A 13,070-nucleotide genomic window follows, 5' to 3' on the forward strand; every position below is an offset into this window, starting at 1 on the left:
CTCCAGCGGGGCTATCGTTGGCTCGACACGGCGGCGCACGAATTTGTTCATTATCTGATAACGAAGGCAACGAGGAACAAGGCGCCCATCTGGCTCCATGAGGGGCTGGCGAAATTATTTGAAAAAAAATGGCGCGACAGTGGCCTGCCGCATCTAAATCCGATTGACGAGGCGCTTCTCTATCGGGCCAAAGAGAAGGGGGCGTTTATATCTTTTAAAAGCATGGAGCCGAGCCTGATTTACCTCAAGACGGCAGAGGCTGTGCAACTGGCCTATGCCGAGGGCGCCTCGGTGTCCGAGTTCATCCTTCGCCGGGGCGGGAAAAAAGCTTTGGTGAGGATGCTCCGTGCCATTCGGGACGGGGAGGCCGAGCCCGGGGGCGAGGTCGTGCCTGCCGTAACGAAACCTACTGAACCCAAACCTGCTGCGCCGGGTTCTGCCGCCACACCGGGTTCTCGCGATGTGCCCGTCTTGGCACAGTCAGTGGGGCGCGTAAGCCGGCCGAGCTTGGTTGAGCTTGAATCCACGGGCCCGCCCCAGAGCGCAGAGCCCGGGCTAAAAGCCTTGTTCGGGGTCGGGCTCTCTAAGTTTGAAGAGATGTGGAAAAAAGATCTTGCCAGCCAGACGCTTCGTGCCCAGTCGGGCGCCCGGGTGAGATCGTTTCGCCTCAAGGCGACGGGGCCGGTGGATGAGAGCGGCGAGGATCTGGCGGCCCTGAAAAGTGCCGTGGCCAGACGTCGCACCCGTCTGGCGGACAGGCTATGGCTCAGGGGCCGCCTCAAGGCCGCCTGGGTGGAGTACAAGCGCGCCCTGCGGGATGAGGAGAACTCGCCAGCGCTCCTGAATCGTCTGGCCCGAGTTGAACTTAGGCTAGGCTTGCCGCGCAAGGCGCTTTTGAATTTAGAGAAAGCCGTCGTCGTGAATCCCGATTACGGCGTTTCATATATTCACAGAGGGGTGGCATTCGAAATGCTCAAGGATGCGAAATCGGCTCGAAAAGCCTGGGAGGAGTCGATTCACATCAACCCCTTTAATCCGCTGCCGCACGAGCGCCTGGCTGTCCTTTATGAAAATGAGGGTTTGAAAGAGAAGGCGAGGCGAGAGCTCGAATTGTCCAGACAATTGAGAGGAAGCTGAGGGTTATGAGCGAAATTCAAGATGAGGGAAATGAAGTTGAAAGTGGGTTGGCGCAAATTGATGTCGAGGTGGCCCGTGAAATAGGAAAAAAACGGGAGGCCATTCTCCATGAGGTGCGCAAGGTCATCGTCGGGCAGTCGAATGTATTCGAACTCGTGCTGATCTCGCTGCTCGCTAAAGGCCATTGCCTGCTCGTGGGTGTGCCGGGTCTCGCGAAGACGCTGCTCGTGCGCACGCTTGCCGAAGTGCTACAGCTCGACTTTAACCGAATTCAGTTCACCCCGGACCTCATGCCATCCGACATCACGGGGACGGACATCCTCGATGAGACGAGCAGCGGGGGCCGCGAGTTCCGTTTCATCAAGGGGCCGGTTTTCTCCCAGATACTTCTCGCCGACGAGGTGAACCGCACGCCCCCTAAAACCCAGGCGGCGCTTCTTCAGGCCATGCAGGAGGACCGGGTAACGGCGGGGGGGACGACCCACGAGCTTGAGCCGCCCTTTTTTGTGCTCGCGACACAGAACCCGATTGAACACGAGGGCACCTATCCGCTGCCCGAGGCACAGCTCGACAGGTTCATGTTCGAGATTGGGGTGGACTATCCCAGCTTCGATGAGGAATCGGACATCGTTTCTCAGACAACATCGGATTACTCCCCGCAGCTTGAAAAAGTTCTCGATGGCCAGCAAATCCTCGCCTACCAGGCTCTGGTTCGCCGGGTGCCGGCGGCGCCCTACGTCGTGGACTACGCGGTCTCGCTTGCCCGCGCATCGCGGCCAACCGATGAGAGCGCGCCCGATTTTATCCGCGAATTCGTGGAGTGGGGGGCAGGTCCCAGGGCGAGCCAGTATCTTATCCTGGGCGCGCGGGCGCGGGCGCTTCTCCATGGACGCTATGCGGCCTCTATTGCGGATGTCCGCGAGCTCGCCGAGCCGGTTCTGCGCCACCGTTTGCTCGTGAATTTCAGGGGGCAGGCCGAGGGCTATGATTCGTTGGCGCTCGTGAAGCAGTTATTGGAAGCGGTCCAACCTCCCGCCGAGGCCATGGAGGCCGCTGGAGCCAGAACTTGAAGGCAGCTAGCAAAACCCAAGGCGTTTCCAGTTTTTTCGACCCCGAAGTTGTTGCGCGCATCTCGAGTATGGAGTTGCGCGCCCGGCATATCGTTGAAGGGTTGATGAGCGGCGTCCATCGTAGTCGAACCCACGGTTTCAGCGTTGAGTTCGAGGAGCATCGCCCCTATACGCCTGGCGATGAGTTCCGGCACATCGACTGGAAGGCCTACGGGAAGTTCGACCGCTACCTCATCAAACAATTCGAGAACGAGACGAATCTCGGCTCTCATCTTATTGTCGATGCCAGTGCCTCGATGGATTTTGGCGAAGGCCCCCTGACGAAATGGGAATACGCGGCGACACTTGCCGCCTCGCTTGCCCATCTCCAGCTAAGGCAATCGGATGCCGTCGGGTTGCTTCTGTCCCGGGAATCCGACGATGAGTATATTCCTGCCAAGGCCGTTCGACGGCACATGACGGCGCTGTTGGCCTCGCTGGACTCAGAGCGCCCCGGGGGAGGCACTAGCCTGGCGAATACGATTGTGCGACTCGCCGAGGGATTGAAGCGCCGGGGAATGGTGGCGATCTTTTCTGATTTGCTCGATGACCCGGAGGCCATTGCCCACGCGCTGCGATTGATTCGCCTCAAGGGCAATGACGTCATCGTTTTTCATGTGCTTGATTCACTGGAGCTTGATTTTCCATTCGAAGGCCTCGCCCGAGTCGAGGACGTTGAGACGGACAGGAACATGACGGTTGAGTGTGAAGTCGTTCGAAAACCGTATTTGGGCATTCTTCAAGAGTTCCTGGATTCCACACGAGACAATTGCCGCCAGGAGGGGATTCATTATGTGCTCCTCTCCACCGCCGAGCCCCTTGATCGGGCGCTTGTCCGTTTTTTGGCGTGGCGCTCGAAGTTGAGTTTTTGAGGATAAGCCATTGGCTCTTCAGTTTTTTCATAATTATCTACTTTGGGGAATCGGGCTTTTTCTGCTCCCGATCCTGATTCATCTTCTAAGACGAAGACGGATCAGGACCGTACGCCTGCCGACCTATGAATTTCTCATGCGCACCCAGCGACGTATTGCCCGAAGGAGCCAGTTGAAGAACTGGATACTGCTTGCGCTTCGAATTTCGGCGGTCTCGCTAGTCGTCTTTTTGGCTGCTCGTCCATTGCTCTCCGGGCAAGGTTGGGCGGGAGGCAATAGCTGGTCGCCTCTTCATCTGACGATCATCATCGACAATTCGGCGAGCATGTCGTATCGCTCGGAGGCAGGCTCGCGCTTTGATTTGGCGAAGCGGGAGGCCGCGGCCCAGTTAAGCTCGCTGGCTTCCTATGATCGGGCCCGAGTGCTGGCCACCGTGGGCGATAGGGATGTGAAGCCATCGGGGGCGATGGACAAAGAGGCGGCGCTCGCTCGCCTTGATGCCATCAGGCAGACGGATGCAGCCGGTGAGGCCGCGCGAACTCTCAAGGACGCCATCGAGGGCTCCGTGGGTCGTCTTGATCGCCGCCGGATTGTCGTGTTCAGCGATATGGCCAAGGCCGATTGGCAAGACCTTCAGATCAGGGGCATCCGCCGCCTGAGTCCTCATACCCTTCTGCAATTCGTTCGGGTGGCGCCCGAGGCGGGTACTGGCGATTTCGTAATACGTGATGTGCGCTTTAGGCCCTGGCCGCCTCGCGCAGGTTCGACGTTCGCGGTTGTTTTCAAGGTTCTCAACCGTGGCGGGCAGGCACGGGCTAATCTGCCGGTTTCGCTTTATGTGGATGAAAGGAAGGCCAACTCAACCGAGTTGTCGCTCGGGGAGATGGAGGAAAAAGAGGTTAGCTTTCGTGTTCTCGCGCCCGAGGAGGGCGCTCTTCGTGGGCGTATCGAATTGGCGAGTGATTCGCTTCCGGCGACGGACCGCTATTTTTTCTCCGCCCAGATGGGGAGCCGGAACCGTGTGCTTATCATCGACGGCGATCCGCGCCGGGGGTTGGTGGACAGCGAGTCGTTTTATGTCTCAAACGCTCTGAGGGCGTCGGCGCCGGGAGGGGATTCCCCGATACTCGCCGAGGTCGTGGCTTCTTATGAAATGGGTCGACTCAACTGGGACAGCTATGATCTTGTTATTGCTTGTAACGTGGGCGCATGGCCTGCAGGGGTGGCCGAGTCTGTGCGTCGGTATGTGGAAAAGGGGGGCGGATTTCTCCTCGCCGGCGGGCATCTGGCGGCTGGGGTCTCGCCCGGTTCTGGTTGGTTACCAGCGGTTCTGGGTGCGGCCCGAGGCGTTAAGCCTTCTCAAAGTGCGGTTGCACCAGATTCGGGGCATCCTATCTTCTCGCTGATGGGGGGCAATCCTTCTCGGCTTTTATCGAAGACGCGCCTCAGGAGAGTGATTCCGCTTTCACCCACGGGTGGGGGAAAAACTCTTTTATCCCTCAAGGACGGGACGCCAATACTCGTGGTGGGCCAGGCTGGAGCGGGGAAGGCGGCAGTGTGGGGATCGACCTGCGACCGTGCGTGGACGGACATACCGGTTCGTCCGGTATTTGTGCCTTTCCTACGAGGGATTGTGAATTACCTGGGATCTAGTTCCAGAGGAGAGGCATCCGGGCTAGAGGCAGGCAATGCCATTGAGTTGCGTGTCCCTGCGACTCGATCTGGCGAGGAGATACAGGTACGCTCTCCCTCGGGGGGAAATGCACGGCTTCGCCATAGCACCGGGCAGGGAGTTGCTACTTCCCGCGTGCCTCCGGGCTCGGTTGCCGGCAATGAGTCTGGTGATTCCCTGGTGGTTTATGCCGATACTTATGAAGCGGGTATTTATGAGATTGTAAAACCTGGGGGGAATGAACTGGTGGCGGCCAATGTGCCCGCCGCCGAAGCGCAACTCGACCCAATGAGTGATGAGGAGTTGAGGAAGCGGCTTCCGGGCCTCGATGTTGTGGTGAAGGAAATGCAGGCGACGGATGAACGCTCTGGTAGATCCGTTGGCGGTAGGCTGGATTTAGGCATTTATTTGTTTGCTCTCATGGCAGTTATTCTGGTATCCGAGGGTGCACTGGCCGATCGGAGTTAAGGGCATACGGCTTTGAGAGATTATTTTATGGAATGTAAATTTTCTTCGGCGATTGCCTAGAAGAAATGTGCCGCCTGTTTTTTTGTTGCTACAGGGCGCAAGCAGCGCCCATAAGGTGAAAGATGAGTGAATTGAACGAAGGTATTGCGCTTTTTATAGATTTCGAGAATTTGGCGAGAGGATTTACGCGCTCGGATCGAACTGACTTTGACATTCAGCGAGTGCTGGATCGCCTGGTTGAAAAAGGCAAGGTTGTCATGAAGCGGGCCTATTGCGACTGGTCTCGCTTTTTGAAGGCCAAGGATGCACTGCATGAAAAAGGCATCGAGCTTGTCGAGGTGCCCCGGCGGTCGGTGACCGGGAAGAATTCGGCCGACATCAGGCTTGTCGTCGATGCCATGGACATGTGCTACGCCAAAGAGCATATCTCCACGTTTGTGATTGCCTCGGGCGACAGCGATTTTTCGCCACTTGTCTCGAAACTCAAGGAGAATGGCAAGCATGTCATCGGCCTGGGAATGCGTGGTTCGACATCGAACTTGCTGTCCGATAATTGCGATGAATTTATTTTTTACGAAGATCTGGAATCCAACGCGAGCCAAAAATCGAAAGTTGGCAGCGATGTGCCTGAGGAGAAAAAAGAGGCGTTCTCTCTGCTTTTTGAGTCGGTCGAGGCGCTTCAGCGCGAAAACGTGTCGATCATATGGTCGTCCATCGTTAAGGAAACGATGAAAAGAAAGCGCCCATCTTTCTCGGAGGGCAGTCACGGATATAAAAGTTTCAGCGCCTTGCTTGAGGATGTTCAGGCGAAGGGGCTCATTAAGCTGAGGAAGGATGAGCGGAGCGGAAGCTACATCATTGTGGAGTTCGAGCAAGGGAATTTGAAAGCGGACGATGATGGCGCGGCCCCCAAGACGCAGCGGCCCAAAAGGAAATCTTCTCGGCGGCCACCGCGATCAAAATCCGCTGCCGCAAAAAAATCATCGACTGCGGCTACCCCTGCGGCAAGCCCTGCGGCAAGCCCTGCGGCAAGCCCAGAGCCCTTGCCCGAGCGCGTGGCAGCGCCCAAACGCGATGCCAACCCGAAGCGCTCAAGCATCGGCGGCATGAGGCGCCCTCAGCGCAAGAGTGCGGCAAGTGTTTCTAATGAATCTGAAGCGGGAAGCAAAGCGGAGACCACAGAATAAAAATCGGTAGGCGGCTCTTGCGTAATGAGGATCGGATTAAATTTTTTCGAGGTTTGAACGAGAGGTGGCCCCGTGCCGCCCCACCCCGAAGGTTGGGACGGCTCGGGCGGTTGGGACCACCAATCGTGTTGAATTAAAACGAGATACTCGTGAATGTTCAATCCATCAACGAGATCAATGATCTTCCCACAAAGGCTTTTTGAATCGCAAGCAGGGTGGGTTTTTGTGGCTGGTCGAATTGGCTAAATAGTTTGTTATCTAATTGAAATAATACGAGTTAAGTTGTTGCGTCCCGTCGGGGCGAGGAAGGAGCGGCATGTTGCATGTCTGGTAAATTCACTAAAGATCAAATAGTTGCACGCCTTCGTGCGGAGCGCGACGCTTCCAGGGCGGTTTTCGACGCACTTTGCGGAAGCGGGATAACGGCAAAACTCGCTGCACGGGGGGGAGCGGATCTCGTCACCACCTTTAATCTTGCCTACTACCGGATGCAAGGCCTCAGTTCGATGGCGGGATATCTGCCCATCGGTGATGCGAATGCCATTACGCTTGAACTTGGCGAGCGGTACATTCTCAATGTCGTGAAAGAATGTCCCGTCGTGGCAGGTGTGCTGGGGGTGGACCCGACCAGGGACATGCACCGTTTCGTGGATCGTCTTAAGGAAGCGGGATTTGATGGCGTAATGAACTGCCCAACAGTTGCCCTTATCGATGGAAGCTACCGCGAAGCTCTTGAGGAGACGGGAATGGGCTTTCATCTTGAGGTTGAAGTTTTGGCGTATGCGAGCAAAATCGGCATGTTTACAAAGGCCTTTTGTACGACACCGGATGAGGCGCTCTCGATGGCCGAGGCTGGCGTGGATAATATCATCATTCATTTTGGAAATAGTTCAGGGGGCACGACTGGCTCGAAGACGGTGATGAGTGCGGATGAATCCGCCGGGCACGCGGCGCCAATTTTCGACGCTCTCTCTTCAAAGTATGTGGACCTGATTTACACTTGCCATGGGGGCTCAATTGAGGACGCGTCGGGTGTCGAGGCACTTCTTGAGCGCGAGCCCCGATTTGATGGTTATGTCGGGGGCTCATCGGCGGAGAGACTGCCTGTTGAAAATTCGGTACCTTCTGCAGTCAGGGCTTTCAAGTCGGTTGGACTTAAAAAATAACTGAATATTTAGCATCATCCTGAATTCAGGGGCAGAGGATTGTCGCGTGTCTGAAACTGTTGTCGGTGTATTGGCGACCTTGAATAGTAAGGAAAAAGAGGCGCTCTTTGTTTGCGAGTCGATTGCGGCGCTTGGCGCACGGCCTTGGCTTGTGGATTTGTCCCTTCGCCCGCACGGGGTGACTGGGGCTGTGGTTTCGGGTGGCGCTCTTGCTGAGGCTGGCGGCTCGGATTGGAATTCACTTGCGAAAATGGATCGCTCCTGTGCCGCCGAGGCTATGGTGGCGGGTGGCAAGAGAATCCTCCGTGAAGCTTGCGATGATGGAAAAATTGAAGGTGTTATCGGTATTGGGGGCGCTAATGGCTCCTCAATGGCATGCTCCTTGATGAGGGGGCTACCTCCGATATTCCCAAAAGTGATGGTCAGCCCCGTTGCAGCGACTGCTGCTGTTCAATGGTATGTGGCGGAAAGCGATATCGTCATGTTCCCATCGATTGGCGATTTGTCCCTGAATAGAATTACGCGCTCCGTGATGGAAAATGCGGTCGGCTCGGCTGTGGCGATGGCCAGGACGCATGCCGATCGAAAGGAGCGCTCCGAGGAGTCGCCGCCTTTGGTGGGTGTGTCCTCGTTCGGAGGAACGGCGGCGTGTGTGGATCGGGTGACGGAAAAACTTGTCGGACGAGGCTATGAAGTGATCCATTTTCATGCCTCAGGGCCTGGCGGCAAGGCGCTTGAATCGCTGGCATCGCATGGAGAACTGGCCGGTATTGTTGATGTGACGACACATGAGCTAGCCGATTTGGTTGTCGATGGTGTCTACAGTTCAGGAGACGGGAGGCTCCGGGGGGCGGGAGCCGCCGCTCTTCCTCAAGTGGTTGTGCCCGGCGCAATTGATCATTCTAATTTTTGGGTCGGTATGGTGCCCGAGTGTTTCAAAGGCCGCGAGTTTTTTCGCTACAACGAGCAAAATCTATTGATGCGCACGAATGCCGAGGAGTTCAAGGCGCTTGGCCATTTGGTTGCCGAGCGCCTTAACGATGCTCGGGGGCCTGTTTCCGTCTTGATTCCGAACAAAGGCTACAGCGAGCACACGAAGCGAAAAACCCAGGACCTTGAGGGTAATGATCTCGGCAATTGGGCCCAGCCCGATGTGGATGATGTCTTTGCCTTGACCCTAAAGGCGCATTTGAAAAAGGGGAAACTAATCGAGCTTGATCTGCACATCAATGATTCGGAATTCGCCGATGCCTGTGTGGAAGCATTTTTTGACATGTTGAATGCTTGAAATATTTTTTGAAGCTGATGCCGAGGGACGATTAACCGTAGTTTAGATTATGAATAAATAGTGGAGATGATTAATGGCTTTTGAAATACCAGTAGAGCATTTCGAATCGGATGTGTTGATCGTCGGCGGCGGCGCCGCAGGCACCATGGCCGCTTTTGAGTGTGCCGAGGCAGGGGTCCGGGTCATTCAGGCAACAAAGGGACGCGCTACGAGCGGGACAACAACGGTCGCTCGTGGAGGATTCGCCGCCGCCATGGCGGAGGGAGATAGTCCCGAGCTTCACCTGGAAGAGGTTCTAAAATATGGTGGGGAGCTGATAGACCCCGAGCTGGCAAAGGTCTGGGTTTACGGCATTATCGATGTCGTGAATGACTTGCGCTCCTGGGGGGCGGAATTCATTACGAACGATGAAGGTAAACTCGATCTCAAGATGTTCCCAAGCCATAGCTTCCCGCGAGCGGTTCATCACTACGATACAACCGGTAACATGGTGACAAAAACGCTTTCCCGAAAGCTTCGCGCCGATTCCAGTATAGACCAACATCCACACACTGCCATTGTGGACCTTATCCTCGAGGATGGCCGGGTGGCGGGTGCCTGGGGCGTTAACTACTCAACTGGCGCTCTAGTGGCATATCGGGCCCAGGAAATTATTCTCTCAACCGGTGGGGGGAGCGGTCTGTTCTACGTGAACGACAATCCGCCGCAAGTGACAGGGGATGGTTATGTGCTTGGCTTTCGTGCAGGGGTGCCGCTTATTGATATCGAGATGATCGATTTTCAGGCGATGTGCTGTGCGCCGGAAGAATTGTTTGGTTTCGCCCCCCATCCGACAGGGTTCATTAACGCCGGAGCCGTTTTTCGGAATAGAGATGGAGAAGAGTTTCTCAAGCGATATTTTCCGGATACGGCGGAAAAAAGCACGCGGAGCGAAGTAATCCTCGCCATGGCCAAGGAAATTCACGCTGGCCGGGCCGCTCTGACAGGGGGAATCTTCATGGACGCGACGAAGGTGCCTGAGGAGATAATCCAAAAACAGATTCCCCATGTTCACAAAACCTGCCTTTCGCGTGGGATAGACATCATGAAAACCCCTCTTGAGGTTGCGCCTGGGAGCCACACCTGGTTGGGCGGGCTCCGGATAGATACGATGGGCAAAACTACCGTAGATGGCCTGTGGGCGGCGGGGGAAACAGGCGGCGGGATACACGGTGGAAACCGAATTGGTGGCTCTGCGCTCTCTGCCTCGCTGGTTTTCGGCAGAAGTGCGGGTCGGGCGGCGGCTAGTGCGGTGAAGGCGGCTGGGGGTGACACATCTAAGGGTGAGATAAGCATTCCTGCCGAGGAGCGCGCTTGGCTGGCCGATTTACTTGAGCGCCAAGAGGGCCCACTGCAGGGCGATCTACGGATGGAGTGCAGGATGCTGGCGCACGAAAAATTGGGTCCCATCCGTGACTCTGGAGGAATCTCCGCAGCCATCGCCGCGTTCGAGCGCATAGAGAATGAGGAAATTCCCCGCATGCGTCTCGCAGACGAGGCCCGGGGCTCGGCGAAGATACGCGGCCAGGAGCTTGAAAGCGCCCTTTCGGTGCGTAATCTCGCTCTTTTAGGCCGCCTTCTTGGCACTGCTGCCCTGAATCGCACTGAGAGCCGGGGGGCGCATTTTCGCCTCGATCATCCCGAGCCTGACGAGGCCGCCTGGCGTGTCGTTACAAGGCTTGAGCGTGGTGAGGGCGATGGGATCACATTCCACACCGACCCGGTCAAGATGTAAGGGGGAGGTCTTGTGGCAGTGTCCGGCTAGCCCGGGTAGGCATGAGGCCGGGCGGCGGCTTTTGAGTGCCACATGCCGCTCCTTGGGGGCCCATTCGGGCATGGCCTGGCGGGGAAATGATAGGATATTTTAACGAGGTATCCGTATATATATCAATTGTTTGCATTGTTAACTTTGTTTATTACTTCATCTTTGGCCTGTGTTCATTTTCAGGCCCACAAGTATCCAAAGGAGAACCACATGCCAGCTCCAAAAATCGGCGTCGTTGGCCTCGGCAACATGGGCGGCGGCATTGCCCGCAACCTTGCGAAATCAAAATTCCCCCTTGCCGTCTGGGACTCGTCCAAAAAAGCGGTCAAGGCGTTCGATAAAGTGAAAAACGCCGCCCCCATGCCCCCTGGTGAGATGGCCGCCTGCTGCGACGTCATTATCTTCGTCGTCCCCGGCTCCTCCGAAATCGATGAGGTGCTCAAAGGGCGCACCGGGGTTCTCGCAAACGCTAAAAAAGGCCTCGCCCTCTACGATTTCACCACCTCGGACCCGGCCTACACCAAAAAACTTAGCTCTCGTGCCGCCAAAAAGGGCGTTGCCTATCTTGACGCCGGCATGTCGGGAGGGGCCACCGGCGCTGCCGCCGGAACGCTCACCCTCATGCTCGGCGGCGACAAAAAAGCCTTTGGGCGCTCTCGGCGCTACCTCGCCCCCTTCACCTCAAAAATCTTCCACCTCGGCCCCGTGGGCGCAGGCCACACCTTGAAATTGATTCACAACATGGTCTGCCACTCCGTCTTCATGGCCACCGTCGAGGGCGGCCAAATGGCCGAGCGCGCCGGCATCAAGCTTGCCGACATGGTCGAGGTCTTCAACGTCGCCAACGCACGAAGCTACGCCTCTGAAATTCGCTTTCCCAAACACATTCTTTCGAAAAAATGGGACGCCAAATCCCGCGTCTACAACCTCCACAAAGACTTAGGGATGGCCGTCAAGCTCGGCAAAAAACTCGGCGCCGAGGTCAATCACGGCGAGGCCACCCTCTCATTCCTCAAAAAAGCCATGGCCCTGGGGATGCAGGAGAAAGACTACGCCCTGCTGTATCGGGATTTTGAGAAGATCAGGAAGACGAAAAAGCGGTAGCTATAGATTTATTATTTGTGAATGAATTTTTAATATTTTTTAAAAGGCCACCCCCATGCCAAACCCCCTAGACCAACTCCAGGGAAAACCGATATCAGAGGTTCTGGCATTTGCCGAGGAGCGGGTAGTTGCGGGGGGAGGCTCGCTTGAGGAGGCGCTTCAGGTCTACCGGGCGGTGGTGGCCGAGCCCTCGATTGGGGAATATTTGCGGGGCATGGTGGAGCAGAGCGTCTGGGAGACGGAAAAAAAACTCGGGCTCCATGCGCCGTTTTTCTCACAAGCAGGACAGGATAAGTACATTGCCGAGTCGCTTTTGGATTCCAAGCGTGAGGGCGTTTTTGTCGAAATCGGCGCCTTTGACGGGGTGCGAGGAAGCAATTGCCTGTATTTCGAAAAATTTCTGGGCTGGCAGGGGCTCATTGTCGAGCCCGACGCGAATTTGGCCGATACGATTCGGGGACACCGCACCGGGGCCTATGAGTGCGCGGCGCTGAGCGATGCCGATGGGGAAGAGGATTTCGTCGCTGTCGAGGCGGGTTTTCTCCAGATGGGCGGGCTGCTTCGCTTCTACGATGAGGAAATACTGAACGCGAATGTGCGCAGCAACCCCGGGCACCGCGAAGCGATCCGAAAAATCCCGGTGCTGAGGCTGGCGACGCTTTTAGAGCGCCACAGCATAAAAGATGTCGATTATTGCTCAATAGATGTCGAGGGGGCCGAGGAGGGGGTGCTCTCGGGCTTTGATTTCTCGAAATTTAACATCCATGTGTTATCGGTCGAGAATAACGGCCACACCGAGGGCGCCGTCACCGCGATCATGAAAAAAAACGGCTACAAGCTTGAAACGATTTTGGGCTCCGATGAAATTTGGTCGCGGCTTTAGCCCTTGGGTAAGTGAAAAGCCCGTCTTTAATTAATCTTCCCGTAACATTCCGGTAATTTCCCGCTAACAAAGCCCGGCTAGTATTCACGCTGTCGGGTGAAAGTTTTTTTCGATTTCGGCCCGAATCTCAAAATATTACAGCGCGATTTGCAGCCCTTGGGAGGTTCGATATGAGCGAGGCCGTAGCGGGATCCGAGGCGAAACACGTTTTTGCCCGCAATTTCAGGGAGCATATGGAGGGTCGGCTCAGTTTCGGCGAGTGGTTCGAGAGCCATAAGGTGCTCGAAAAGCGCTTTGGCCCCGAGCCCTGGCCCGCCCCGGAAGCCTGGCTGGCGTCCGGGCCAATTGCGGCTTCCTGAGCGGGAACTCCGCTTGTTCCC

The 13,070-nt window shown here is 56.3% G+C and carries 11 protein-coding genes; all 11 read left to right on the top strand.

The window, feature by feature from the left end; all coding sequences use genetic code 11:
- The coding region (locus HOJ95_12160; GenBank protein MBT6395453.1) for a hypothetical protein at positions 1–1,137 on the top strand (1,137 nt) is incomplete at its 5' end.
- 5 nt (positions 1,138–1,142) lie between these two features.
- Positions 1,143–2,207 (top strand): MoxR family ATPase, encoded by a 1,065-nt coding sequence (locus HOJ95_12165; GenBank protein ID MBT6395454.1) that lies wholly within the window; start codon positions 1,143–1,145, stop codon positions 2,205–2,207.
- Positions 2,204–3,118, top strand: coding sequence for a DUF58 domain-containing protein (locus tag HOJ95_12170; protein MBT6395455.1), 915 nt, complete (start codon positions 2,204–2,206; stop codon positions 3,116–3,118). Before HOJ95_12165 ends, HOJ95_12170 begins: the two co-directional genes overlap by 4 nt.
- Positions 3,119–3,128: 10 nt before the next feature.
- A complete protein-coding gene (locus tag HOJ95_12175; protein ID MBT6395456.1) occupies positions 3,129–5,258 on the top strand; it encodes a hypothetical protein in 2,130 nt (709 codons plus the stop codon).
- A gap of 122 nt (positions 5,259–5,380) precedes the next feature.
- Positions 5,381–6,445 (top strand): NYN domain-containing protein, encoded by a 1,065-nt coding sequence (locus tag HOJ95_12180; protein MBT6395457.1) that lies wholly within the window; start codon positions 5,381–5,383, stop codon positions 6,443–6,445.
- Positions 6,446–6,768: 323 nt separating this feature from the next.
- Positions 6,769–7,611 carry a phosphoenolpyruvate hydrolase family protein gene (locus HOJ95_12185; protein ID MBT6395458.1) on the top strand — a complete coding sequence of 281 codons (843 nt, stop codon included), beginning with the start codon at positions 6,769–6,771 and terminating at the stop codon, positions 7,609–7,611.
- A gap of 46 nt (positions 7,612–7,657) precedes the next feature.
- Complete coding sequence (locus tag HOJ95_12190; protein ID MBT6395459.1) at positions 7,658–8,899, top strand: Tm-1-like ATP-binding domain-containing protein; 1,242 nt, start codon at positions 7,658–7,660, stop codon at positions 8,897–8,899.
- A gap of 73 nt (positions 8,900–8,972) precedes the next feature.
- Positions 8,973–10,673, top strand: coding sequence for an FAD-dependent oxidoreductase (locus HOJ95_12195; GenBank protein ID MBT6395460.1), 1,701 nt, complete (start codon positions 8,973–8,975; stop codon positions 10,671–10,673).
- A gap of 240 nt (positions 10,674–10,913) precedes the next feature.
- Positions 10,914–11,807 (top strand): NAD(P)-dependent oxidoreductase, encoded by an 894-nt coding sequence (locus tag HOJ95_12200; GenBank protein ID MBT6395461.1) that lies wholly within the window; start codon positions 10,914–10,916, stop codon positions 11,805–11,807.
- 55 nt (positions 11,808–11,862) lie between these two features.
- Positions 11,863–12,690 carry an FkbM family methyltransferase gene (locus HOJ95_12205; GenBank protein ID MBT6395462.1) on the top strand — a complete coding sequence of 276 codons (828 nt, stop codon included), beginning with the start codon at positions 11,863–11,865 and terminating at the stop codon, positions 12,688–12,690.
- Positions 12,691–12,860: 170 nt separating this feature from the next.
- Positions 12,861–13,049, top strand: a complete 189-nt coding sequence (locus tag HOJ95_12210; GenBank protein ID MBT6395463.1) for a hypothetical protein — start codon at positions 12,861–12,863, stop codon at positions 13,047–13,049.
- The last annotated feature ends 21 nt before the right edge of the window (positions 13,050–13,070 follow it).

This window comes from Nitrospinaceae bacterium (assembly GCA_018669005.1).
Classification (GTDB): Bacteria; UBA8248; UBA8248; order UBA8248; family UBA8248; genus UBA8248.